Source organism: Streptomyces sp. RLB3-17, assembly GCF_007113425.2.
Taxonomy (GTDB): Bacteria; Actinomycetota; Actinomycetes; order Streptomycetales; family Streptomycetaceae; genus Streptomyces; species Streptomyces mirabilis_D.
The window spans coordinates 275664-299552 of record NZ_CP041610.2; the positions used below are offsets into that span (position 1 = coordinate 275664).

General features: G+C 67.5%; 22 protein-coding genes and 7 pseudogenes. 13 read left to right on the forward strand and 16 right to left on the reverse strand.

Annotated features, from left to right (window positions below; all coding sequences use genetic code 11):
• The first annotated feature begins 4 nt into the window (after positions 1 to 4).
• From FNV62_RS01440 to FNV62_RS01450, 5 genes and pseudogenes are all read left to right on the forward strand, one after another.
• Positions 5 to 403, forward strand: a complete 399-nt coding sequence (locus tag FNV62_RS01440; RefSeq protein WP_054229745.1) for a nuclear transport factor 2 family protein — start codon at positions 5 to 7, stop codon at positions 401 to 403.
• 176 nt (positions 404 to 579) lie between these two features.
• Entirely contained in the window at positions 580 to 858 is a 279-nt protein-coding gene (locus FNV62_RS55150) for a transposase family protein (protein WP_225900083.1), read from the forward strand.
• A gap of 29 nt (positions 859 to 887) precedes the next feature.
• Positions 888 to 1184: pseudogene (locus tag FNV62_RS55155) on the forward strand (ISAs1 family transposase); the annotation flags it as partial.
• 76 nt (positions 1185 to 1260) lie between these two features.
• A complete protein-coding gene (locus tag FNV62_RS55160; protein WP_225900954.1) occupies positions 1261 to 1545 on the forward strand; it encodes a hypothetical protein in 285 nt (94 codons plus the stop codon).
• Positions 1546 to 1695: 150 nt separating this feature from the next.
• Positions 1696 to 2592, forward strand: coding sequence for a YaaC family protein (locus FNV62_RS01450; protein WP_412775475.1), 897 nt, complete (start codon positions 1696 to 1698; stop codon positions 2590 to 2592).
• Positions 2593 to 2616: 24 nt separating this feature from the next.
• Here the strand turns inward: FNV62_RS01450 and FNV62_RS01455 are convergent.
• The 3 genes and pseudogenes from FNV62_RS01455 to FNV62_RS01465 form a co-directional block, all read right to left on the reverse strand.
• Positions 2617 to 2724, reverse strand: a pseudogene (locus FNV62_RS01455) (transposase); the annotation flags it as partial.
• Between the two features lie 209 nt (positions 2725 to 2933).
• Positions 2934 to 3776 (reverse strand): IS5 family transposase, encoded by an 843-nt coding sequence (locus FNV62_RS01460; protein ID WP_143611897.1) that lies wholly within the window; start codon positions 3774 to 3776, stop codon positions 2934 to 2936.
• A 257-nt stretch (positions 3777 to 4033) separates the two neighbouring features.
• Complete coding sequence (locus FNV62_RS01465; protein ID WP_225900793.1) at positions 4034 to 4339, reverse strand: DUF5134 domain-containing protein; 306 nt, start codon at positions 4337 to 4339, stop codon at positions 4034 to 4036.
• Between FNV62_RS01465 and FNV62_RS01470 the strand changes: the two genes are divergently transcribed.
• The gene (locus FNV62_RS01470; RefSeq protein WP_164331369.1) at positions 4281 to 4463 is read left to right on the forward strand and encodes a hypothetical protein; all 183 of its coding nucleotides are present in this window, start codon (positions 4281 to 4283) and stop codon (positions 4461 to 4463) included. The genes FNV62_RS01465 and FNV62_RS01470 overlap by 59 nt on opposite strands.
• Before the next feature lie 23 nt (positions 4464 to 4486).
• On the opposite strand, the gene FNV62_RS01475 is transcribed toward FNV62_RS01470, so the two are convergent.
• A complete protein-coding gene (locus FNV62_RS01475) occupies positions 4487 to 5137 on the reverse strand; it encodes an IS5 family transposase (RefSeq protein ID WP_225900084.1) in 651 nt (216 codons plus the stop codon).
• 220 nt (positions 5138 to 5357) lie between these two features.
• Here FNV62_RS01475 and FNV62_RS01480 point away from each other — a divergent pair, with 220 nt between their 5' ends.
• On the forward strand, positions 5358 to 6140 hold the full coding sequence (locus tag FNV62_RS01480; RefSeq protein WP_143611900.1) for a TIGR03084 family metal-binding protein: 783 nt from the start codon (positions 5358 to 5360) through the stop codon (positions 6138 to 6140).
• Positions 6141 to 6142: 2 nt separating this feature from the next.
• Positions 6143 to 6367, forward strand: a pseudogene (locus FNV62_RS01485) (type II toxin-antitoxin system PemK/MazF family toxin); the annotation flags it as partial.
• Positions 6368 to 6394: 27 nt separating this feature from the next.
• On the opposite strand, the gene FNV62_RS01490 reads toward FNV62_RS01485, so the two are convergent.
• Complete coding sequence (locus FNV62_RS01490) at positions 6395 to 6724, reverse strand: hypothetical protein (RefSeq protein ID WP_143611901.1); 330 nt, start codon at positions 6722 to 6724, stop codon at positions 6395 to 6397.
• Between the two features lie 264 nt (positions 6725 to 6988).
• Here FNV62_RS01490 and FNV62_RS01495 point away from each other — a divergent pair, with 264 nt between their 5' ends.
• Positions 6989 to 8227, forward strand: coding sequence for an IS701 family transposase (locus FNV62_RS01495; RefSeq protein ID WP_375336837.1), 1239 nt, complete (start codon positions 6989 to 6991; stop codon positions 8225 to 8227).
• A 356-nt stretch (positions 8228 to 8583) separates the two neighbouring features.
• On the opposite strand, the gene FNV62_RS01500 is transcribed toward FNV62_RS01495, so the two are convergent.
• Both FNV62_RS01500 and FNV62_RS57440 read right to left on the reverse strand, forming a co-directional pair.
• Positions 8584 to 9552, reverse strand: coding sequence for an IS701 family transposase (locus tag FNV62_RS01500; RefSeq protein ID WP_318658497.1), 969 nt, complete (start codon positions 9550 to 9552; stop codon positions 8584 to 8586).
• Positions 9500 to 9781 (reverse strand): annotated as a pseudogene (locus FNV62_RS57440) (helix-turn-helix domain-containing protein); the annotation flags it as partial. The gene FNV62_RS01500 and the pseudogene FNV62_RS57440, both read right to left, overlap by 53 nt.
• A 69-nt stretch (positions 9782 to 9850) precedes the next feature.
• On the opposite strand from FNV62_RS57440, the gene FNV62_RS01510 reads away from it, so the two are divergent.
• Positions 9851 to 10351, forward strand: a complete 501-nt coding sequence (locus tag FNV62_RS01510; protein WP_143651907.1) for an SMI1/KNR4 family protein — start codon at positions 9851 to 9853, stop codon at positions 10349 to 10351.
• Between the two features lie 102 nt (positions 10352 to 10453).
• On the opposite strand, the pseudogene FNV62_RS01515 reads toward FNV62_RS01510, so the two are convergent.
• Positions 10454 to 11910, reverse strand: a pseudogene (locus tag FNV62_RS01515) (NF041680 family putative transposase).
• A 342-nt stretch (positions 11911 to 12252) separates the two neighbouring features.
• Between FNV62_RS01515 and FNV62_RS01520 the strand changes: the two are divergent.
• Complete coding sequence (locus FNV62_RS01520) at positions 12253 to 12750, forward strand: DUF1877 family protein (RefSeq protein WP_143611902.1); 498 nt, start codon at positions 12253 to 12255, stop codon at positions 12748 to 12750.
• A 94-nt stretch (positions 12751 to 12844) separates the two neighbouring features.
• Here the strand turns inward: FNV62_RS01520 and FNV62_RS01525 are convergent.
• The 3 genes and pseudogenes from FNV62_RS01525 to FNV62_RS01535 all read right to left on the reverse strand — a co-directional run bounded on the left by FNV62_RS01525 (position 12845) and on the right by FNV62_RS01535 (position 15542).
• A pseudogene (locus FNV62_RS01525) lies at positions 12845 to 13939 on the reverse strand (IS110 family transposase).
• A 166-nt stretch (positions 13940 to 14105) separates the two neighbouring features.
• Positions 14106 to 14915: an IS5 family transposase gene (locus FNV62_RS01530; RefSeq protein WP_225900086.1), complete on the reverse strand. Its 810-nt coding sequence runs from the start codon at positions 14913 to 14915 to the stop codon at positions 14106 to 14108.
• A 219-nt stretch (positions 14916 to 15134) separates the two neighbouring features.
• On the reverse strand, positions 15135 to 15542 hold the full coding sequence (locus tag FNV62_RS01535) for a contact-dependent growth inhibition system immunity protein (RefSeq protein ID WP_143654066.1): 408 nt from the start codon (positions 15540 to 15542) through the stop codon (positions 15135 to 15137).
• Between the two features lie 263 nt (positions 15543 to 15805).
• Between FNV62_RS01535 and FNV62_RS01540 the strand changes: the two genes are divergently transcribed.
• Both FNV62_RS01540 and FNV62_RS01545 read left to right on the forward strand, forming a co-directional pair.
• The gene (locus FNV62_RS01540) at positions 15806 to 16180 is read left to right on the forward strand and encodes a DUF3293 domain-containing protein (RefSeq protein ID WP_164331473.1); all 375 of its coding nucleotides are present in this window, start codon (positions 15806 to 15808) and stop codon (positions 16178 to 16180) included.
• Between the two features lie 51 nt (positions 16181 to 16231).
• Complete coding sequence (locus tag FNV62_RS01545; RefSeq protein WP_143611905.1) at positions 16232 to 16570, forward strand: hypothetical protein; 339 nt, start codon at positions 16232 to 16234, stop codon at positions 16568 to 16570.
• Positions 16571 to 16598: 28 nt separating this feature from the next.
• Here FNV62_RS01545 and FNV62_RS56905 read toward each other — a convergent pair whose 3' ends face one another.
• The 5 genes and pseudogenes from FNV62_RS56905 to FNV62_RS01565 form a co-directional block, all read right to left on the reverse strand.
• Positions 16599 to 16727, reverse strand: coding sequence for a hypothetical protein (locus tag FNV62_RS56905; protein ID WP_263986833.1), 129 nt, complete (start codon positions 16725 to 16727; stop codon positions 16599 to 16601).
• A 33-nt stretch (positions 16728 to 16760) separates the two neighbouring features.
• Positions 16761 to 17153, reverse strand: a pseudogene (locus FNV62_RS01550) (hypothetical protein); the annotation flags it as partial.
• A 34-nt stretch (positions 17154 to 17187) separates the two neighbouring features.
• Positions 17188 to 21762, reverse strand: coding sequence for a caspase, EACC1-associated type (locus FNV62_RS01555; protein ID WP_143611907.1), 4575 nt, complete (start codon positions 21760 to 21762; stop codon positions 17188 to 17190).
• The gene (locus FNV62_RS01560) at positions 21662 to 22060 is read right to left on the reverse strand and encodes an effector-associated constant component EACC1 (protein WP_205523104.1); all 399 of its coding nucleotides are present in this window, start codon (positions 22058 to 22060) and stop codon (positions 21662 to 21664) included. Before FNV62_RS01560 ends, FNV62_RS01555 begins: the two co-directional genes overlap by 101 nt.
• Positions 22061 to 22606: 546 nt before the next feature.
• The gene (locus tag FNV62_RS01565) at positions 22607 to 23803 is read right to left on the reverse strand and encodes an IS110 family transposase (RefSeq protein ID WP_143611908.1); all 1197 of its coding nucleotides are present in this window, start codon (positions 23801 to 23803) and stop codon (positions 22607 to 22609) included.
• Positions 23804 to 23889: the final 86 nt, after the last annotated feature.

Sequence of the window (23889 nt, forward strand, 5' to 3'; positions counted from 1 at the left end):
CGCCATGTCCAAGATCGAGATTGACGCGATAGCCGCCGAGTTCTTCGGAGCCTTCGACAACCGCGGCGGCAAGGCCGCGGACGTGGCCCGGATCCGCCGGCTGGTCATTCCGGGTGGTGTGATCGTGCTGACCGGGCCGAAGTACACGGTCTACACCGTGGACGAGTTCATCGAGCCGCGCGAACGCCTGCTCGCCGACGGCCGGTTGGTCGAGTTCTCGGAGTGGGAGACCTCCGAGCGAACCGAGATCGCGGGCGACATCGCGTCGCGCTTCGGCGAGTACCGGAAAGCCGGCATCCTGGACGGCGAGCCGTTCGAGGGCGGCGGGACCAAGACCATCCAGTTCGTCCGCACCCCGGAGGGCTGGCGGATCGCGGCGTTCTCCTGGTACGACCAGCCCTGAGGGTCCGCAGGTCGCGGCGGTCCAAGGAGCGCGGGCTGGGCCGTCACGCACGCAGCGAAGCTCCGGTTGAACGGGGTGACCTTCCCAAGTCGCCTTGCACCACCGAAGCTTCGATGTGTCGTCAGTCTGCCACCGTCTGCCTGATCAAGACGCCCGCTCTGGAGGACACTGCGGGGTTGTCGCTGCTGGAACGGTTGCGGCTGTTGCCGGATGCGCGTCGACGTCGAGGGGCGCGTCACCCGTTCGTGGCGGTGCTGCTGGTTGCCGCCTCCGCGGTTGTCGCCGGCGCACGCTCGTATACGGCTATCGGCCAGTGGTCCACCAACGCGCCGCAGCACGCCCTGGCCCGCCTGGGTGCCCGGGTCGTAGGGTCGTTGAGCGTGCGCGTCGCGCCGAGTGCCGCCACGATTCGGCGGATTGTCGGCCTGGTCTGCCCGGCGGACTGGCCGATCTGACCGGCGCTGATCCTGCCGGCTCGGACTCGGTGGCGCTCGACGGCAAGGCTGCCCGCGGTTCCCGACACGGCCACACGCCCGCCGCCCACCTCCTGGCCGCGATGACCGGCGACGGCCGAACCGTCACCCATCTGCGGATCCCCGACAAGACCAACGAAATCACCTGCTTCGCCGCGCTACTGGCGCCCTTCGACCTGACCGGGGTCACCGTCACGGCCGACGCCCTGCACACCCAGCGCGCGCATGCGCGCTTCCTCGTGGACGAGAAGAAGGCGCACTACCTCTTGGTGGTCAAGGCCAACCAGCCCGAACTGCACCGCAGGCTGCGATCACTGCCGTGGAAGGACGTCACCGCCCGCCGCTACGACCGGGAGATCGGCCACGGGCCGCCGGGAGACCCGAGTGACCAGGGCCCTCACCGTGACCGACCTCGGCCTCGACTTCCCCCACGCCGCCCAGGCTGTACGCATCCTGCGCCACCGCACCGACCGCACGACCGGAACCGTCAGCCGCCAGACCGTCTACGCGATCACAGACCTGAGCTCGCATCAGGCATCGCCCCAGCGGCCGGGCCAACTCGCCAGGTCGCAGTGGACCATCGAGAATCGGCTCCACTTCGTCCGCGACACCAGCTTCGCCGAGGACGCCTCGAAGATCCGCACTGGCCATGGCCCCGAAAACATGTAGACCCTACGCAACCTGGCGATCAACGCGCTCCGCGCCGCCGGACACCGCAACATCGCGGCCGGCATCCGGCACGTCTCCTACGAGCCCTTCACCCGCCCGCTCGACCTACTGGGCATCGTCTGACCAGCGCGACTACAAGATCACCGCACTTTGCAACGGCCCTGCCGGTGGACCTTCGACAAGCACGGCCTGAAAATCCTCGATGTGAAATGCGGCATCCCGGACATCACCGTCCGCCCCGAGGGAGTCGGTGCCTTTCAAGCGGTATCCGAAGCCACGAGGTCCGAGCACATGACAGACGCCGTCAGCGTTGGAGCCCTGTGGAACTCCCTCCCTGAACTCGCCGAAGTCCCTCTCGATGGCATAACCGCCCACCCAGTGATCGACTTCTTGGCCTCCAAGTACGCCTTGTGCAGAGACTCGGACGACTGCTCGGCCAGGAGCTCTGCCAAGTCTGATGAGTTCCTTTGCGCAACGGTCTGGGTGAACGAGGAAACGCCCCCGCTGCAGGACCGAAAGACATGGACGCAGGGGTTCATCGCCAGGTATCGGGGTCTGGAAGGCGCAGAGCTCTGGGGCAGCGACGAGGAGACCTTCGAGGAGGTCTGTCCTGGACGCTTCGGCGTCGAGCTGTGCTGGCCGGCCCCCAGCACCGGCATGCAGGAGGCGGACACCGTGGAGTTCTTCGATGTCCGGGCCCCCGTCTACCGCTTCAACGACCACCGCTATCTGCGGCCTGCGTTCCAACTAGCCAAATCGCCGCCCAGTCCGCTGATGTCCTGGTGGCTGCTTCTCTACAGCTTCTCGATGCTGGCCCGGTACGAGCCCCGCAAGTGGACCGACGCCCTCGACATCGACAAGTCCCCCGACGCTGCTGCCCTGGAGAGTACGCCATGGACGCAGCCCTCGAAGTCCTCTCCCACTTGGTGTTGGAGGGCCTGCGTCAGACGCCGATCCCGCTCTCCAAACCGCTCGCCTTCTAGGGTCCGTCTTCAAACGGATCTTGCCCAGAGTAGGAATGACGCGGGACTGACCGCTGCCTCGTAGGAGGTGGTGGGGGTGGCGATGCCGCGCCTGGATCACCTGGAGGGCTCGGGTGAACACGCCGTCCAGTGCGTAGCGGCGGAAGCGGGTGTAGACCGTCTTCCATGGCCCGTAGCGTTCCGGCAGGTCGCGCCAGGAGACCGAGGGCGTCTCGAGCGCCGACTGCGCACTCTGGACGATCAGGTCGAGGCCCACCGCATAACCTTTCCCAACAGCGAGGATCTCGCTGCCTACCGTGCGGATCCCCGGTGTTCTGCCGCTGCACCACTGTTGGAGGCGTCTGGGGCGGCGGTCGAACTGCTCGCGGTCCGCGACGTTTAGATGCGGCGCGGATAAGGCTGCGGTCATGGTCGGCGGTTCGGCCGTTCGTCCCAGCGGTAAGTCGTCCATGCCCGCCGGATCAGACTGCGCACGGTGATGACCGCGTCGGCGAGGTCGAAGAATGCGTCGACGACAGTGGCGCGCCGCTCGTAGCAGCGGGCGAGCCGGTGGAAGGCGTTCTGCCAGGCGTGGGTGCGTTCTACGTGCCAACGCTGACTGGCCTGGATGGGTGCCTTCTCGCCTTTGTGTGCGATGCGGCTGCGCAGGCCGCGTTCATCGAGCACAGCGCGGGTCTTGTCCGAGTCGTAGCCGGCGTCCAGGTGCACGGTGACGTCGTCGGGCAGCGGGCCCAGCTCGTCCAGGCGGTCCAGGGTCGGGGCGAGCAGCGGGGAGTCGTGGCGGTTGGCGCCGGCCAGGACGCGGCCCAGCGGGATGCCGTATCCGTCTGTCATGCCCGATCGTTTCAGGCCCCGTTTGCCGCGGTCGACCGGGGAACGCCCGGCTACTTCGCCCCCTCCGGGGGCCTTGGTGATGGAGCCGTCCACGGCGATCTGGTCGAGGACGAGGCCGACGATCCGGTCGTAGGAGTCGAGCGCGATCTGCTTGAGCCGCGCGAAGACGCCCAGTTGTATCCACTCGTCGCGGCGGCTGCGGACCGTGGTGGCCGAGCAGGTCGTGTCGGCGATCGCCTCGTAGGAACAGCCGAAGCGCAGCAGCTGCAGCATCTTGTCGAAGATGATCCGGTCGCTGATGCGTCGGCGGTGGCAGCCCAGTGGATGGTCCGGGTGGTACTCCGACCGCTCGGGCAGCAAAGCCGCGAATTGGTCCCAGAGCGGTTCGGTGAGCCATGATGGCAGCACGGGCACAGGTTTCCCCAGTGATCACAGAGCGTCGCAACTCCATGATCACCCGGACCTGTGCCCTTTCTGTTGCCGGTGTCCCCAACCGCGCCTATCCGCGCGACCTCTAAGGAGAGAAGTTTTCACAGGCCAAAATAGGCTTCCGCCGCGAAATCCCAAGGAGGCAGGGGCTCAGCCGTACTGCCCGGTGTGACCGTGAGCTGACGCTTCGCTGGATTTGGGCGGGGCTGTCGGGCTCCGCCCTTGTCCAACCCGGCTGCGGTTCAGAGGAGCAGGACGAACATCACAGCCATGCCGAGAGCCATCGCCGCATGGCAGGCTGGAGACAAAGCGTCGGCTCGGATGCCCGCCACTGGTTCCGGCACGCCCGCGGGCATGGCACGGGCCGCGTCGAAGGCGCGGGCCAGCCAGCGCAGCGCGAAGGCCAGCAAGACCAGGGCCAGCAGGCCCGCCGCCAGCTTCCGTCCGGTACCGACGAGGCTCATGGCGGCCATGCCCGAGCCTCCCGACATGTCCATTCCTGCCATGGAGTGCCCAGACGAACGGCTGACCGCGACCTCCGAGGCCATAATCAAGGTCCCGATGATCCGCCTGAGGCTCGTCCGGCTCGCCGGGCAGTCATCGCGGTGGAGCCATGAATCCCACCGCAAGACCGCGCGAATCAAGACCACCGAAGCCCTCATCGTGGCGTAATCAACCGGCCGCCCGACAGGCTCTCAGGTTCCCATCTCCACGACGATGCCCAACGCGTCGCGGGCCCATGAAAGCAGCGTGCAATCAACGGAGTTGGCGTATCCGCCGTCGGCCCACACAAAGCTGACCGTGCGGAAGGTAGCCGCGAGCCGGGCCAGCACGGTGCGGCCTCCCGCGCGGTCCTGCACGGACGCGGAAGTGACCGCGACGACCAGCAGCAGCCCCATCGTGTCGACGATCACGTGTCTCTTCCGCCCTGTCGTTCGCTTCCCCGCATCGAATCCACGCGCCTTACCGCCCTCGTTGGTCTTGATCGACTGGGCGTCGATCACGGCGGCAGACGGCACAGGGTCGCGTCCGGCCCCGATCCGGAGCTGGCGGCGTTGTTCATCGTAGATGCGGTCCCAGCTGCCGTCCCGGCGCCACTTGGTGAACCAGCGGTGCGCCGCGTCCCAGGGCATCAGATCGCGCGGGAGCATCCGCCACTGGCAGCCCGAGCGCAGTACGCAGAAGATCGAGTCGAGCACCAATCGGTCTCCGTACTTACGCACCCCGCCGCCTTTCCGCAGGTTACGCACGGCAAGGAGCGGCCGGATGACCTCCCACATCTCATCGGTCAGACTGGACGGACAGCATGGGCCGCTAACGGCCTCGGAGTTGTCGCACGGGCACACACCACGTGATCATTCCGGGGCCGTCGCCGTGCCTGGAGAGCAGATCGCAACCGTCACGCGTCTCGCATGACCAGCCAGCCCGACACGCTCTGCGCCGCCGTCGAGGAAGCACGGTGGTCCCGTAGTGCCACGAGCCCCACCACCGAGTGGGCAGACTCCGGCGACATCGGAGTCTGCCCGCACACTTCGTCTCCGCCGTTGGTCAGGAAGGAGTGGCACCATGGCGCACATGTTGAACTACAACCTCGCCGTCCCCGATGTAGATGACGCCGGTGTCCTGTCCGCGCTGGTGGCTGAGGGTGACGAGCTCGACGTCCTGGTCAGGGCAGTGGACGACTGGTCCATACCGACACCGGCACCGGGCTGGACGGTCGCCCACCAGATAGCCCACCTCGCGTGGGCGGACGCGAACGCACTCAGCGCCTTACGCACCCCGGACGCGTTCGGCGCCGAGCTCGGGCGGGCGGAAGTCGAAGGCAGCGGGTATGCAGACAAGGCCGCCGCCGCGGGAGCGGCCAAACCACGGTCGGTACTTCTGGACGAGTGGCGGGCCGGTCGAGCGGAACTGGCGGCGGCACTACGCGACACGCCATGGGACCACGCATTCCCCTGGTACATGTCGAAGGTGACCCCGGCCCTGATGGCGCCCCTTCGTCTGATGGAAACCTGGGCACACGGGCAGGACGTCTTCGATGCTGTGGGCGTGGCACACCGCCCGACGGATCGACTGCAGCACGTGGCGTCGCTGGGGGTGTTGGGACGGGCGCTGTCCTTCGCCGCCGTCGGACTGCCTGAGCCGGCGGATCCCTTCCGCGTCGAGCTGACAGCACCTGACGGACGGACCTGGGTGTGGGGCCCCGAGGCTGCCGCGCAACGGGTACAGGGCGGCGCTATCGACTTCTGCCTGTGTGTCACCCGGCGTCGCCCCTGGTCCGAGACCAACATGACGGCGACCGGCGAGGACGCCCAGAAGTGGCTGGAGGTGGCGCGCGTCTTCCTTTGAAAGCGGGCGTCGACATCAGCGGTCTGGGCGTCGAACTGCAAGTAGGCGCCATGGAAGGACTGCCCTTTCAAGGCGTGCTGCGGTTCGCGTTCCCGCGCCCGGGCTTTACCCCCTGCACGTGGCTGACCACCGTGTCCCGGGACGACCTGATCGACCGGGCGGGCGTCCTGTCCTCCGCGAAGCTCAGCGCGATTGAGGACACCGTCCGTCTCGGTGAACTCGGGTAGGCGGAGAAGCGCCACTCACCATCGTGATCACGGATGTGAAGGCCGCTCGTCGGTAGCCTGCGGGTGGGACTGGCTCGTCAGACCATCGCGCCATCGTCGAGCGGCTTCAGGCTGGTCCTCACGCGCGTGAGGAGCCGTCTCGATGAGATGCAGGAGGACCCAGGCCACCCCGAAGCATTCGTCGTCGCCGAAGCAGTCCGCCAAGGCATGGGCCTCCTCATCGGTCACGGGTCGCTCAATAAGACCCAGAAGAGCTCCCGCGCGTTCGACGGCCTCCTCAAGAGCCTCGTCGGGCTCACCGTCCTCGGACGGGAGTTTGCCCAGGGCGGTGAAGTCAGCAACCTCCGGACGGATCACGACACATCCTTCCTACAATTGCGGTGAAGCCGCCGTGGCGGCCTCACCGCAGGCTATCGGGATGGGAGACCTTCTCATCCGTGATCACGATCTACGGCTGGAGTATTAGTACTCCAGCAGCACTTTGACGTTTTCCCTGTTCAGGGTCGGTCTGGGTGAGTGTAGAGGGCTGATGGCCGGCCTGTGTTCTCTTTCCCGGGCCGCCCCTCGATCGTGTGCAGCCGCCGCTGATAGTGACAGCGGTCCGGGCAGCCTCCCGGCGTGATCGACGAGCGTGCAGTTGAGATCTGGAACGACGAACTCGAGGAACTGTTCCTGCGTACCGGCCACCGCTTCAGGCGTGTCGAGCCGCGTCGCCGGATGCGTGACTACATCCGTGGACTACTGGGCCCGGTCGGCCGCAAAAACGGCTGGCAGCTGGCCGAATACGCCGGACACCGCACACCCGACCGCCTCCAGCGGCTCCTCAACGGCGCCCGCTGGGACGCCGATGAGCTCCGCGACGACCTCCAGCACTACGTAGCCGAACGGCTCGGCGAGCCCGACGGGATCCTCATCCTCGACGACACCGGCTTCCTCAAGAAAGGCACCACCTCGGCCGGCGTCCAGCGCCAGTACTCCGGCACCGCCGGCCGCACCGAAAACTGCCAGATCGGCGTGTTCGCCGCCTACGCCACCACACACGGACGCGCCCTGGTGGACCGGGAGTTGTACCTGCCCAAGACCTGGACCGACGACCGCGACCGCTGCCGCGCCGCTCACATCCCCAACGAGCGGACTTTCGCCACCAAACCCGACCTGGCCAAGGCCATGGTGCTGCGGGCGATCGCCTCACCGCTGCCGATCGCCTGGGTGACCGCGGACGCCGCCTACGGCCAGGAATGGCGGCTGCGCCACATGCTGGAGGAGACCAGCCTGGGGTATGTACTCGCGGTTCCCAAGTCCCAGCAGGTGCCCCACTTCGGACGCATCGACCACCTCTTCTCCCAAGCACCCGACGAAGCGTGGGAGAGACGTTCGTGCGGTGACGGGGCCAAGGGCCCGCGCGTCTACCACTGGGCCGCCCTGCAGATCACGCCCATCGAGGACTTCGACGACGAGATGCCCACCCACCAGCGGTGGGCACTGGCCCGCCGCAGCATCAACAAGCCCGAAGAGATCGCCTACTACCTCGCCTACGCACCGCTCGGCACCACCATCGAGCACTTGGTCCGCGTCGCCGGGACGCGCTGGGCCATCGAGGAAGCCTTCCAGGCCGCGAAGAACGAATGCGGCCTCGACCAGTACGAAGTCCGCCGCTACACCGGCTGGATGCGGCACATCACCCTGGCCATGCTGGCGCATGCCTTCCTGGCCGTCATGGCCGTCGACGCCGCGGCAAAAGGGGCAGCAGAAACGGTTCCTGCCTCGCGCCCCTCACCGTGGCAGAAATTCGGCGGCTCCTGGCAACTGGCCACTCATCCATCGCCGTTCACCAGCCCCTCATCAGCGCACGCGCGTTGAGGTGGTCACACTGGCGCAGACGACGCCAAGCCGTCGCCCGCCGCTGTCACTATCAGCGGCGGCTGCACACGATCGAGGGGCGGCCCGGGAAAGAGAACACAGGCCGGCCATCAGCCCTCTACACTCACCCAGACCGACCCTGAACAGGGAAAACGTCAAAGTGCTGCTGGAGTATTAGTACTCCAGCCGGACTTCTGTATTTCTCCTGGTCAACGGCCTGGCGCTGGGGAGTGTAGCGACGGTTGGGCATGCGGGGGGACGGTCTTGGGCCAGCTGTCCCACCAACGAGTGCCCGCGCCGCATGTAATGACAGCGTCGGGCACGTGCCTGGTGGCGACGCCGCCATCGGGACCAGTTCACCGCGTGGTCGCGGCGTGCAAGATGGCGGCCGGGTTGAGCTGCCAGCAGACGACGGATTTCGGCTGGTGTGAGGTCCACGAGGTCGGGTGTGTCGGCCTCGACACCCCCCTTTCGCGCTCCTGCACGGCCATCATCGCGAGGAACGCGTGGGCGAGCATGACGAGCGTGATGTGCCGGTACCAGCCCAGGTAGCGGCGGACCTCGTACTGGTCCAGTCCGCACTCATTCTTCGCGCTATGGAAGCACTCCTCGATCTTCCACCGGCATCCTGCGACTCGGAGCCGGCCGGCGACGGTGGCGTCCAGCGGAGCGCAGGCGAGGTAGTAGGCGATCTCATTGGGCTTGCTGATGCTGCGGCGGGCCAGCATCCACCGCTGCCGGGCCAGCTCGGCGCCGTCGGGCTCGGCCACGGCGGGCAGACGGGCGGCGGCCCAGTCGTAGAACCGTTCGCCCTTGGCTCCCGGCCCAGCCGACAGACGCTGCCATGCCTCGTGCGGGGCCTGGGCGATGAGATGGTCGATGCGCGGGCCGTTCACCTGCTGCGACTTGGGGACGGCAACGACGTAGGACAGCTCGGCGTCTTCCAGGAAGCGCCTGAAGTGCGAGTCCTGTCCGTAGGCGGAATCCGCGGTCACCCAGGCGATGGGGAGCGGGGAGCCAAGGACGCGAAGGATCATGTCGCGGGCCAGCTCGCCCTTGGTGGCGAAGGTGCGCTGGTCGGGGATGCGGGCCGCTCGGCAGCGTTCCCGGTCGCCTGTCCAGGACTTGGGCAGGTAGAGCTCGCGATCGATCAGGGCATGGCCGCGGGTGGATCGCTCCCACCTCGGCGGTGTCGGCCGACACCTGCGCGGCCACGCCGTCGACCAAGGGCTGGAGCCCTGCCGACGCCCACGATCGAGGGGGCCGATGACAGCGCCGCTCAGGCAACGTGAAGGTTCTGAGACGGCCGCCCTTGTACTTCGGATACAGCGAGTCGAAGCCGTCCGCGTTGAAGTTGTGGATCACGTCGCGGACCCGGTCCGCGCTGGTGAACGTCACCGCAGCGATCTTGTCCACCGGCATGCCCTGCGCGGAGAGCAGCACCATCTGCGCCCGCCGCCAGGTCACCACGGACCCGGTGCCCCGGCGAACGATCTGCATCAACCGCCGCCCCTCGTCGTCATCAATCTCCTGCACGCGCACACGTTCAGCCACGTGATCATTCTGGACGCCCGGGCCTCCTCCGGCGGTCAACCGCAGCCCATAGTTCCTACGATTCGAGTCATGACTCGTTCTAACGATGTGCAGCCCGCGTTCTGGGACGCCGGCAGCAACTATGGGGTGCAGCAGCCGCTGACTGACCAGGCTGTGCGGGACGCCGAGCGACTGCTCGATGTCACGCTCCCAGCCTCGCTGCTTGATCTGTTGCGCGTTCAGAACGGCGGCCAGGTGACAGGTGCTCGGAACGCTTTCCGGACAGACAGGCCGACCTCCTGGAGCGAGGACCACGTCCCGTTCGACCATGTGATGGGCATCGGCCACCGCGAAAGCACAGTCTCGTTGCTCGACAGTCCCTACCTGGTCGAGGAATGGGGTCTGCCCTCACCTGTCGTGCTCCTCTCGGGCGACGGACCCTTGTGGATCGCGCTGGACTACCGGGCGTGCGGCCGACACGGGGAACCTTCAGTCGGATGGTTCGACGCTGACTTCAGCGTGGAGTTGGCCCTCGCCGCGGACTTCGGATCCTTCGTCGAGGGCCTCACTTCCGCCAGCGACTTCGACTGAAGCGCCACCGCGACACATTCGGCTGACCTCGCGAGCAGCAGGACAGTTCCCGCCCACGTCACGGCAAGGCGAACGTTGCCTGATGCGGCACTAGCTTGATCTTTAACCCGTGCGGCGGGGTCGTCGGGTGGTTGACTTCTTCGTTCGCTGGTTCGCCGATGGTGTTTTGCGGGGTGTGTGCACGTCGTGGCGGGGTGTGGGTCGGGTGTTCTTTCGGCCTGGTGGCCGTCCGGGGCCGGGGCGGGAGTGTTTCGGTGCTTGGGCCGGACAGGCGGCTTGTGGGCGGATGTGCCGAAAGTCGCGGCGGACTCGGGCGGGGGTGAGCCTGTCCGGCGAGGTTGGTCTCTCCCAGGGCCGACGCAGGTCGGCTGCCAGCGGGTGGGCGAGCCGCAGTTGGGCGTAGGCGGCGAGGACCAGCCAGGTCCACCGGTCCGCCGCCTCGGGGGTGGGATCTTCGGGGAGGTCCAGCCGAGGGTCTGCTTGAACAGGCGGAAGGTGTGCTCGATGTCGAAGCGTCGCAGGTATGCCTGCCAGAGACGGTCGGCGTCCGCCGGTGTGGCATCGGTGCCTGACCACCACAGCCAGACCGGCTTGGGTGTTGCTCCGCTGGGCAGGTGGGCGATGTCCAGGCGGATCACTGTTCCCTCGACGATCGGGAGGGTGCCGTCGGCGGCTGCCCAGGAGGAGCGGTGGGTCAGCTTGGGGTGGAGCCGGTTCCATGAGCGCGCGATGGCTTGGCCGTAGAGGCGTGTGTCGGTGACGGTTTCGGTATCCGGGGTGGCCCAGGTGTCGGGCTGCCCGAAGACGAACTCGCCGCCGTGCCGGGGCGGCCGGCCCTGGGTGTGCGGGAGCCTGGGTGGGACAGCCCTGCGCAGGACGCGGTCGGATCGCATCCGGGCCAGCACCTGCACGGGCAGGTCTTTGAGGAGGAAGCCGAGGCGGGGTGCGTCGTATCCGGCGTCCGCGACGATGAGGATGTCAGGGTCGCCCGTCTGCCACTGCCCCGCGGTGATCAGTCGCTGGAGCAGATCGCGCAGCTGCCGGGCGGTGACGGTGGCGGTGTCGTCCCCGGGCGTCAGACGCAGTGCGTCCAGCGGTGCGGTCCATGAGCTGCGGCCGGGCTCGAGCGCGCAGACGATCGAGTAGGGCCAGCCGGGGACGGGTATGTGCTGGTCCTTGCCCCGGCCGTAGGTGTGGCACAGGATCCGCTGTGGTGAGGTGTGGGCGTCGGGGCGTAGCCAGCAGGTGATGTCAATGGCCAGGACCAGCCGGCCGTCGGCAGCCCGTGGCAGTGGGACTTCGGCCAGTGCCCGCCGCAGCCGGCCGGCATCGATGCGTCCACGGGCCAGGGCGGCGTAGAGCCCGCCATGGCCTCGGCGGTGTTCGCCCACCAGCGACAGCTCAGCCAGCGACCTCACCGGTCCGTCGCCGCACAGAACGGCATCGGCCAGCTCGAACAACGCGTCCGAACGAGCGGTCAGACAGGAGTAGAACTCGCCCCGGAAGCATGACAGTTGCGCCAATGCCTCCGATCGGGCGTCGTGATGCAGCAGACTCATCCTCACGGCCTTCGTGCTGGACGTGTGTGTTCCTTGGTCGGAGCACATGTTCAGCCGAAGGCCGCTTCCGTGTACGCCGGTTACCGAACCGAGTGATCAAGTTCGACGCACCATTCGACGCCGGATGTTAAATACCAAGCTAGGGCGTGTTTCGAATGTCCCGTCAGAGGCTTGTCTGCAGCGGTTGGTCTCGATGAGACACGGCGCTCGCGTGCTGGAGGGCGTCTTGGCAGCGTCTGGGATTCCTCGCTAGGAGACGCGACGACTCGCTGGCAGTGCCGTCGAATAGGTTCTGTCCGTTCGGCCCGACAGGCGGGCCGCCGAACTGGAGGACTCGTCGCCGTGAGCATCCACCTGCACCTTCGCGCCGTCGCGGAGTCCGAGATCCGGGACGACCACACCTGGCTTGCGGCGTTCATGTGGGAGGCTTGGGACAACCACCCCGACGAGTACGCAGCGGGTATCGCCGACTCGATCGACAAGGTCTGGGACGCCGTCAATGACCTCTACACCGCTGCCGATGTCCTCGAAGCAGACACCGACAAGCTGTGGACGCTGCCGATTTACGGCGGCCGCCCCGTGGTACACGGCGCCGAAGCCGACCCCTCCAACCCGCCCCTGATGATTTTGAAGCCGCCCGGGGTGTCACAGGCGTCAGACTTCCTCGCGAGTGTCTCGTTCGATGAGCTGTGGAACGTTGCCAGTGCCAAGCTTCGCGGCTACGGCCGGGACGAGGTACAAACCAGGCAGGAGTTCCTCGACCATCACAGGGACCTCCTCGGGTTCTACGGGCGGGCGGCTGCAGCAGGCCACGCCGTGGTCAAGGCGGTGTGGACTTGAGACGTGGTCACGTGCCGGTTACAGCCATTCGTTGATGGCGGCGACGAGAACGGTCGCCTCGTAGCGAACCGCGAGCTTGATGCCCCTATGGATGTCAACCGGCGGGGGTTGGTGCCGGGGATTGCCTTCTGGTTGCGAGGAGGGCTTGGTAGATCTCACGGGCGACGTAGCGCTTGGGGCATCGGATGGCTTCGCGTCGTGTCTTGCCCTCAGTGACTCATCGTTCCACGTAAGAACGGGTGCGGGTGTCCCAGCGTAGGCGGGCTATGACGATGGTGTAGAGCGCTGAATTGGCCTGGCGGTCGCCGCCGCGGTTGAGTCTGCGGCGCTGGGTCTTTCCAGACGATGCTTCCACGGGGCTGGCACCGCAGAGGGCGGCGAATGAGGCCTCGCTAGCCAGACGGTCGGGGTTGTCGCCGGCTGCGGTCAGCAAGGCTGCGGCCGTGTCCGGACCGATGCCGTAGAGCTCCAGGAGTTTGGGTGCGCAGGCATCGATCGCGGTGCTGATCCGGGCGGTGAGGTCGTTGATCTCCTCGGTGAAGTGCAGGATCCGCCTGGCCAGGAGCCGGAGCGTGTGACGGGATGCCGCCTGCGGCCCCGTGCCGGACGCGGGCCTCAGCTGTGAACACCGGCGGATGAGTTTGGGGTTACTCAGTCCGGCCAGGGACTCGCGCAGGGTTGGCTCTGCTGCCACGAGTACGGCCTTGAGCTGATTGATGGCCATGGACCGGCACTTGACCGCGGAGGACTTGGCCATCTTGAACAGCCGGACTGTCTCCACCGGTCCGTCGGTCGTCTTGGCGGTGGCCGTGGCTCGGCCGGAGAGGACCGCTCGGGCGGCGGCCGCAGCATCGATGGAGTCGGACTTGCCGTGCCGGCGTCGGGCGGCCTTGTCGGGCTGGTTGACCTCGGTGACCGTGACGCCTTCATGGTGCAGACAGCGGGTAAGGGCGGCTCCGTAGGAGCCGGTGCACTCCACACCGGCCCGCTGCAACTGCCCAAAAGCACGTGCCCAGCACAGGAGTTGGCGGTAGCCCTCCCGGGTCGTTGGGAAGCCTCGAGTGTCCAACAGGAGCCCGGTGCTGGTGATGACCGCAGCCACGTGGACGTCTTTGTGCGTGTCGACTCCGAGCAGGACCTGTTCATCCTGATCAGCCGTGTTGTGACATGGTTGGCTTTGCTGAGTCATGCTGGGCACGGTCGCCTGCCTCCTGATCGCCTCGGGAACACCGGTGGCCGACGCCGGAACGGTGTGGCGGTCAGGACTGTGACGGTGCCTGTCGCGAAGGCTCCTATCGGGACACGCCCCACCGTTTCAGTGGCAGCACGCACCGCCTCAGACAGCAGTCGGCAGATCAAACGCAAGGCAGCAAGGCCAGTCGTATCGCGGGCCAGACCACCGCCCAAGGCTGCACCGCAACATCCTCACAGTCGTATCTGGTAGCGACGGCTCGGTGTCGTTTGAGGCGATTGATGCCGCACTCGACCGCGTGCCTCGCCTTGTAGTCGGTCTTGTCGAACGTCGGCGGCTGGCCACCGCGCGAGCCGCGCTTCTTGCGGTTCGCCGCCTGGTCGGCCTTATCCGGGATGGTGCACCGGATTCCGCGTCGGCGCAGGTAGGCGCGGTTCTTGCGGGAGGCGTACGCTTTGTCGGCGCGGACTCTTCGCGGGCGCACGCGGGGGCGGCCCGGCCCCAGCCGGCGTACCCGGATGCGGCCCAGTACGGCCTCAAATTGCGGGGAGTCGCCGCGCGAGCGCCCCGAGGCCGTGATCGTCAGGCTCGGCGGCGACTCCGCCGGGCGGCTCCTTCTGCAGGTCCGCCTTTTGCGGGCTCCAGCCGCGTGCTGGTGGGCCCGGCAGACCGTGGAGTCGACGTTGAGGTCCCAGGTGATCAGGTCCTTGGCATCGGCGCGGGTCTGCAGCGCGGTGAAGATGCGCTGCCAGGTGCCGTCCCGCTGCCAGCGACGGAACAGGTCGTACGACCGCGCCCACGGCCCGTACTCGTCGGGCACATCCCGCCAGGGGATGCCCGTGCGGACCCGGAACCGTATGCCATCGATCAGCTGCCGCCGGGTCCATATCGGCGGTCGGCCCTGCTTCTTTCCCTTGGGTAACAGCGGCTCCAGCACCGCCCATTGCTCGTTCGTCAGATCTCCACGCGACACGATTTAAGATCATCACACATCCAAGATCCACTTTCGACACACGCCCTAGCTCGCGGGGGTCCCGCAGCGCGCCCTCTTTCACGGCCCCTATAGCGGGGGCCTGCATGCCGCTGGACCACATCGTGCCACGAGGGCCGAAACTTGTAGGAAACGTCCCGGTTGACGGCAGCGCTCGTCACCGGGCGACGTGTAGCGCGACGGTCAGCGAAGCGTCTCGGGTCACGCGACGAAGCGGGCAAGATCCTCGGCGGCACCGCGGGGCAGGCCGACGGTCATTGCCTCCGGCAGTGTCGTGATCACGGCCCGCAGCCGCGCGCCGGGCTCTGGCAGCAAGGCCCAGGCCGAAGCAGGGGCGTTGACGGCAGCGAGCAGCAGGTCGCCCTCGTAGAAGCAGGCGTCGAGCAGCGGCTCCTCGAGCAGCAAGCGCACGGCGAGTGGAAGGACGTAGGGCAGTGCCACCTGCTGTGAAAGGAGAGTGCGCAGATCCGCCGCACTGAGTTCACCCAGAGGCACACGCCGCAACTCATGCACGGTGCGCACCAAGTGGGTCGCGTCAGCGGCAGGAGGCACCCACCGGGGTGGGTCCAGCTCATCGAGCGTGCGGTTGAGGTACAGCAGACGTTCCATGGGGCCTATGTTCACCGAAACAGGCGACGGCCATCCGGTGGAGGCTGGGGCGAGGTCCCGGGTTCAGCCCGGTTCCGCGCACCCGAACGACGGCGACAGGCGCGGCGGAAACCGAAGCTGCGCATCAGCGCGTCGACCAGCCACGGTCTCTCGGGAGAGGGGACCTCATGCATGCCTTCGCGACGCCGATTGCCGCCCAGCAGTGGGCGCACTATCAGCGGGCAGTCGTTGACATCCGGTTCGGAAACCACACCCTGCGTGTCGTGCCGAGTCCCCTTGGCGCGGGCGGCGGTTTCTTTCCGGAACGGTCGCACCGGACCATTCATGTGATCACGGCGTTCAACCCCGGAGGCCGTACGGTCCCCGTCGAGAAGAATGAGCGTTACCACAACGTACTGCTGGACGACCTCAACAGACGCTCCGTCACCTGGTGGCCCGCGGCAGGGGGCGACCCCGATGGCGTGCACATCGAGAAGAGCGCCGCTGTGGTCGGACTCAGCGAGGCAGAAGCACGCGAACTCGGCCGGAGTCTCGGTCAGGATGCCGTCTTCGCGTGGACGCCCAGCACGTGGCGCCTCCTGTCGTGCGTCGACAGTCGCGTGGACGAGTGTGGATGGCGGATCACCGTACCCGGGTGAGGCTCCCCGAAAAGACGCACCGGACAAACGGAACGCCGCAAGGAGACATCAATGGGCATTCATCCCATGCAGGATCCCAGACACTGCCCCCGATGCGGGCGCGACCTGTCGGCGGGACCGCGGCCCGAGAGGGTCAAGGTCCCCGGTTTCCCGGCCGAGGCGACCTATGGGCTCGATCCGGTCTGTGAGGGCCGCTGGCACATATGGGACAAGACATCGCCGTTGCGCGCCAAGGCGCAGCCGCATGTGGACGCCACGAACGGGTTCTTCACCGCTGCTGAAGCCCATGGGCTCCCCGACGCCGACGAGCGTCTCGCAGCTGCGGGCGGCGATCCGGAGGCCGCTTGGCAGGCATGGGCGGATGAATATCGTGAAAACGGGTGGGCCTGAGCCAGCTGGTCCCAGGGGCGATGCGTTCTCAGGCTGTGAGCCGGAGCATGGCGGCCGCGTGCTGGGGGCGTGACCGGTAGTGATCGGCTGCGGCGGCGATGTTGGTCCAGCCTGCTTGGCGCATGAGTCCGATGGCAAGGTTGCGCAGGGTGGCCATGGCGCGGAGTGTGGCGCCGGTGCGTATTCGTGAGGCGTCCTCGGCGTATGTGACATCTCGGATGTGGTGCAGGGCCTCAACCGACCAGTGGTTCTGCGCGAGTTCGGCGAGTTGTGGCGCGCTCGCCTGTTCGGGCGGGAGGCTGGTAATCGCGTAGACGGTCTTCGTCTCGACCTTGCCGTCTTGTGGTGGGTGCGGCGGCGCTTGATCTGCATGGCCTGGACAGCGTGCGGGAAGAGCAGGCCGGGACGGACGGTGCAGACCTTCAGACGGCGGATCCCACGGCGGCCGTGCCCGGCCCCGGCGGCGCGGGCATGCGTCGATCGTGTTCGGTGCCCGACCGACGTTCGCCGTGAACTGCAGCCACCGACAGTCCAGTTGATGTTCTGCGACAGTGGGGAACTTGCCCCACGAGATGGGGGGCATGACTGCAGGCTAGACCCGCCCGATTCCACATAGGTCAGCAGGTGCGCTGGTACTTCAGACCGGGGACGTAGCGGGCCCATTGCTCGGCGTTCAGCCCCTGAGCGGCCCGGGTGCAGGCGCGGTCGAGGGCGTGGGCGCGCGCCTCGTTGAGCTCCGCAAGGCTGTTCAGATTGACGGTGCCGTCCGCGGAGGCGGTCAGCAGCGTCCTGTCGTCGGCGCTGATCGCCACGGACGTGACCGCGTCGGTGTGGTGACTGCCGACCACGCCTAGATCGTAGGGGTGGACCGGGTCTGTGACGTCCCAGAGGATCGCTGTCTGGTCGGCGCTGCCGGACACCAGGGTGTGTCCGTCAGGGCCGAAGGCCAGTCCGAGGACCCAGCTGTTGTGTTGGACGAGCGGCGAGCCGAGATGGTGCCACTTGGCCGGGTTGGTGGTGTCCCAGAGGATGATGCTGGAGTCCAGGCTGCCGGTTGCCAGTGTGTGACCATCGGGACTGAAGGCCACGGAGGAAACCCAGTTGGTGTGGCCAGCGAGTGGCTTACCCAGTTGGTGCGGCTGAGCCAAATTGTCGATGTTCCACAGTCTGGCCGTACCATCCCAGCTCCCGGTGGCCAAGGTGTGCCCGTCGGGACTGAACGCGACCGCGTCTACACCTGCGCGGTGGCCCGTGAGCGGCCGGCCGATCTGCCGGGGACGGGACGGGTCTGACGTGTCCCAGATCGTGACCGCGGCATCCCCGCCGACGGTGGCGAGGGTATGCCCCACCGGGCTGAAGGCCAGCCCGTCGACTCCGCCGTTGTTGGCGGTGAACTGTTCGATCTTCCGGAGATGGTGCAGGTCGCTGGTGTCCCAGAGGAGCACGGTGCGGTCCAGGCTGCCGCTGGCCAGCACGCGTCCGTCGGGACTGAACGCCATCCCGAACACCCTATTGGCATGGCGCGCGGTCTTGGGTGTGATCCCTCTGGGATGCTTCGGATCGGTCAGGTCCCAAAGGGTCACCTTGCCGTCCACGCTGCCGGTGGCCGCCGCACGGCCGTCCGGGCGGAGCGCCATGGCTTGCACACCACCAGCATTGCCTCCGAGGCGGGCGGAGAGAGGAACGCTGCCGTTGTCGGTCTTGCTTTGCCACAAGATCACCGTATTGTCGGCGCTCCCGGTGGCGAGCAGGGCGCCATGCGGGGCGAACGCCACTGCGCCGGTCCAGTTGGACGCCCCGGTGATTGAACTGCCGGTCATGCGGGGAGCGGCTGGATCCGAGGTGTCCCACACGGTCGTGTAATGGTCGGCCAGTGCAACGTCGATCTGGTGCCGGAAGACTTCCAGTGCCTTCACCGGGGCATCTCCGGCATAGATTTGGCTCACCCAGGTGGGGTGGCTCGGATCGCTGGCGTTCCAGAGGTCGGCCTTTCCATCTCCGCCGCCGGCAACAAGCGTACGACCGTCGGGGGTGAAGCCGAGGGCGGTCACCCCTCCCGAGTGGCTGATCGGGCTCTTCAACCGCCGGGGGTGAGCGCGATCGGTTACGTCCCACAGCACCGCAGTCCCGTTGGCGTTGCCGGTCACGAGCACGTGCCCATCGGGGCTGAACGCCATGGACGACATGTCCGCGTTTTGGGCTGTCAGGGGCTTTCCAAGCAAGTGAGCATGTTGGGGGTCGCTGGTGTCCCATAGCCAGACTTTGCCGTCCGCCGCACCCGCCGCCAGCATGTGCCCGTCCGGCGCGAAGCTCACCGTGTGGACGTTGGCCGGGCCGGTCAACGGCTCACCGATACGGCGCGGTTGTCCGGGGAAACTCACGTCCCACATCTGTACGGTTTTCCCAGCTCCGTCGGTGCCACCAGCCGCGAGGACATGCCCATCGGGGCTGAACGCCACGGTGTACACCCCGTAGCTGGGGCCCGGCAGCGGCCGGCCGAGCATCCGGGCGTGCTGGGGGGCGCTGGTGTCCCACAAGACGACGGTGCCGTCCTGGCTTGCGGTGGCCAGCGTCCGCCCGCCGGGTGCGAACGCGGCACCGGTCACGGCGGCGGTGTGTCCCGACAGGGTGCTGGCATAGGGGGTGAACAGGCTACTGAGGAGGTTCGCGGTCGTCGCGGGACTGTGGTCCAGCCGGTCGGCCGCGATGCCGAGCTGCAGAGCCAGCCGCGGGTCGTTGGCTCGGGCAGAGTCCGCGTCGCGCACCAACGCCTCTGCAACCGCGAAGCGTTGTTGCTTCTGCGCGTCGCTGCGACCCTTCACGGCGAAGCCGGTCGCCAGGAGTGACGCCACCAGTAAAACGATCAGCGTGAGGACTGTTCCCGTCCGTAAGCGGCGGCGTCGCCGGTCGGCTCGTACGCTGACGGCGAAGAACTCGGCTGCCAACTCGCCCAGTTGGCTGTCATTCTGGCCGATGTCGCCGAACTGGTCTCGAATCAGTTCCAGTTGGCTTCCGCGATAGAGACCACTCGGGTCGCGTCCGTCTCTCTCCCAGGACTCTGCTGCGTCCAGAAGCTTCTGCTGGACGAGCAGGGCTGCGCGGCTGGTGTCGATCCAGCCGCGCAGTCGATCCCAGGCGCGCAGCAGCGCCTCGTGGGCGATCTGGGCGGTGTCGCCGTCGAGGGTGATCAAGCGCGCGCGGGCGAGCGCGTCGCGGGCGGCGGCGATGGCAGCGGCTTCATCCGGCGGGCGTTGGGCCAGCAGGTCGGTGAGGTTGAGCCGTCGACGGGTGTCTTCGGTGCTCTCGCTGATCCGGACCATGCGGAGCAGCATCAGCTTGGCGGCTCGCCGGGAGTCCGGGGTCAGGCTGTCGTAGGTGAGATCGGCCTGTTGGGTGATCGCATCCCAGATCCCGCCGGTTGCGCCGTACCCAGCAAGGGTCAGTGTCTGGCCCTCGCGGCAGCCCCAGGTGAGCCAGAGCGCGTAGGAGAGCAGCGGGAGGGTGCCGCCAGCGAACTCGCGGTCGGCGCGCAGGTCGCGCAGCAGGGTGTCGGCCAGACCTGTTTCCAGCTCCAGCCCGGCCACTTCGGCGGGTTTCTCGATCGCCTGGCGGAGCTGCTCTGGCGTCATGGGCTCGACTGGGAAGTGGCGGTGCTTGAGCACGCCGACCAACTCGGGGTACGCCAGACAGGACGGGTAGAAATCCGCTCGGATTCCGAGCACGACCAGGGCCGGTGCGCTGGCGGCCGCCTCGTCGCTCGCCGCGGCTGAGCAGATCGCCGCGATGAAGCGCCGCCGTTCGTCCTCATCCTGGCAAGCGGTGAACACTTCCTCGAACTGGTCCACGACGAGCAGCAGCCGGCCGCCGGGTACGTCCTGGCCGCTGCCCTGCCGGTGCAACGCGCGACGGATTAGGCCGGCCGAGCGGGTCGGGTCTGCGCACAGCACGGCGGTCAGTTCGGCTTTCGAGTATCCGGTCGGGCCGGCCAGCTGGCCGGCCAGGTTTTCGAGCGGATGTTCGCCGGGGGTAAGGATGAACTGCGGCCAGGTACCTGCTCCGGGCAGTGGGAGCTCGCCGCGTTTGACGGCGGGCAGCAAGCCCGCGCGCAGCAGCGAGGACTTCCCGGCGCCGGACAGCCCCACCAGCGCGACCGGACCACCGTCCTGCGACCAATCGGCCAGCCTCGTGAGCAACTCAGCGGTGACCTGGTCTCGGCCGAAGAAGAACCTGGCGTCGTCGGCGGTGAACGGATCGAGGCCCGGATACGGGCAAACTTGTTCGTCGAGTCGCTCTGAGGATGCACGGGTTGCTGACGGCGTGTGCAGAGGTGCGGCGACCGGGTTGGCCGCCAGTACCAGGTCGCCGGCCCGGCCACTGAGGTGCCGCTCCGGTGCGGGCAGGTGCCGAAGCGGCAGGACACGGCGCAGATGCCGGTAGGCGCCCTCAATTGTGAGTCCCGGTGGGCCGCCCGGGTCACCCTCGCGCAGGAAGCGCAGCAGCTCCCCAGTGAACGCCGTGTACGGCTCGTCCGGCATCACCAGCGCCTGTTCGTCCCGCGAGGCAGAAGCCAGCACGTAGCTCCCGCTGAGCGAGGCCAGCGCGAACGCATCAGTCGCGGCAGTACCGAAGGAGCCTTGGGCGCGCCCGGCGAAGCAGCAGTCCAGCACCACGATGATCGAGCGCGCCCGGCAGTTGCTGAAGGCGTCGCGCACTGCCTGATACGGCAGCGCCTTGAACGCCAGCCCCTCGGCCAGGTCGTCCGTCGCAGCCGTGGCCAGGTAGAGCTCGTTGCCCGGGCTCACCAAGCCGTGGCCAACGTAGTAGAGCAGCAAGACGTCCTCGGCCTGTTTGGCGGCCGCGACGACGGCGTTGCCGAACTCGATCGGGTCTCTCGGATCGAGCAGCGGCGGGAGAAGGTTCTCTGGCCGCACCCCGCAGTTGTCGACCAGAGTTCGACCAAGCTCCTGGATGGTGGCTGACACCGCGGGCACGTCCGGCAGTTGGGAACCGGGCAGGTGACGTCCGGTGCCGATGAGTAGGGCGCGGGATCCGGGCGAGCCGAGCCCGGTCGCCAAGGACGCGCCGGGCAGGTCAGCCCGCGTCACCGGTTTCCCGATCGCCCACGGGGTCGAGGGAACGGGACAGTTCGGCAGTGATCCGCTGTACCTCCGTCGCGTCCAGGCCGCTGACATTGGTGACCCTGAACTCCGTCGATGTCCCGTCTGGCCGGATCATCTTGACTGAGACGTTGCCGGTACGCCGACGCAGCCAGGAGATCAGCACGCTCGCGGCAGCCGTCGCCACGCCCCCGGGGCCGAGCGCGACGGTCAGTGCCGCCACGGCTGAGCCCAGCGCTCCTGGCTCCGGCGGAGACAACTCCAGCCGCACCCGGCCGCGCAGCTCCTCCTCGGCAACCAGCCAGTCACGCAGCGAACGAAGCTCGTCGGCAGACCGATCGCCGACGACCTCGACCACTAACCGCTCGTCCACTCAGGTCTCCCGTCACTCCTGCCACAATCTTGGCAGAGGGACTGGCTGCCTGAGGGGCGATTGACGAGACTCTGCGCGGAACTCGGTCCATCGAATCCGGACCGTCCTCGAAGCACAGATCGTCGTCGAGGAGCAAGGGCATCCCCTTGGGGATCAACGGCCGATGCTCGACATCCCGGACTCCCAGCCCCCGAGATGAGCAGAAACCGGATCACAGACGCCGAGGGTGGAAACACCAAAGCAGAGACAAAGTGGCGGAAGGCAGGGGTTTCACCAGCCCGAGTCCGGCGCGTTTCCCGGCCCGGCCGAGGATCCGGCGGGCCCCGACGGGTGGCCTGGCTGCCCGGTGTCCGTGCCTGCGGTGCCAAGTCTTCACCGAGAACACCCCCCCCCCAGCCCACCACTGCGGTTTCCGGGAACCGCTCTAGCCTCGCGCTTTCACGAGCTGAGCTCACGACAGCCCCTATAAGCGGGGTCCTGGCTCTAGCCATCTGACCAGGTGGAAGACCTCTCGGGCCGCATAGCGTTTGAGTCCTCTGAGTCAAGTCAGCTGGCTTTGAGGCGTTGGGCGGCGGGGTGGTTGTCAGGGTCGTAGGGGGTGGCGTTGTGCCAGCAGGCCCATATGACGCGGAGCCACGCGCGGGCGACGATGCGGGTGGCGTGCGGGTTGCGTTTCCCGCGTGCGCGGGCATTTGCGTATAGGCCGGCGGCCCAGGGTGATTGCATGCGGGAGTTGTGAGCGAAGGCGGTGACGACCTTGCGGGCACGTGTGTTGGCGGCCCATCGGAAGTAGACGCCATGTGCCTTCCCAGATGCCTTGGTCACCGGTGCGGCTCCACACTCGGCGGCGGCCTGTTCGGCGGACTCGACGCGGTCGAGGATCGGGCCGACCTCGGCAAGCAGCTGCGCGAGGTTGATGGTGCCCACGCCAGGCAACTGGGCGAGGAAGACGGCGCGCGGGTGCCTGGCGAGACACCTCTTGATGGTCGTCTCGAGCTGGGTGATGGTGGCCTGCAGACTGCGCAGGAGCTGGACCTGTGCCGTGATGAGCGCGCTGAGGACGGACGCGGGGAGGCTGACCGGGGCGACGGGAGCGGAGCGGAGCCGGGCCAGCAGGGCGGATGCCGGCTTGCCGCCGCGGTAGGCATGGCGCTTGCAGAAGGCTGCCATGCGGGCTTCGCCGAGTCGGGCGGCCGCCTGCGGGGTGGGGTAGTCGGTCAGGAAGTTCAGGGCGATGTCGGAGACGAGCGAGCAGAACAGGTTCCTGGGCCCAGGCCAGTGCTGTTCGAGCAGGGCGCCGAGCTGGTTGCCGGCCGCCGTGCGTGCGCGAACGTGGTCGTCGCGCAGGCGCACGAGGGCTTGAAGTTCTCGCAGGCCGCTGTCGACAGGCACAAGGCGGCGCAGGCGGTGGCCGTCGGTTCGCCGGTAGTCGGCGAGTTTGTAGCTGTCACCAGGATCGGACTTGGCGCCGAAGGCGCCCCATCGAGGCCGGGCGGCGTGGAAGGCGGTGGGGTGCACGGGGACGACCGGGTATCCGGCCTCGAGCAAGCGGTCGACGACCAGCCCACTGGAACGTTCGATGATGACGGGCAGTTCGGGGGTGCCGTCGCTGGCCGGCCGGGCCAAAGCAGTCTCAAAGTCGGCTTCGCTGTGCTGGAAGGCCCAATGGTCGATCACGATGCCGCGGTCGTCACTGACGGTCACGTCATGGCTGGCGCTGGCCCAGTCCCATCCGACGAACATCAATCCCAGCCCTTCTGCCGGAGTTGGCGGTTTACTCCGCAGGTGGCGAGACCCAGCTGCCGGTTCCTCATTGTTCGGCCCTCGGT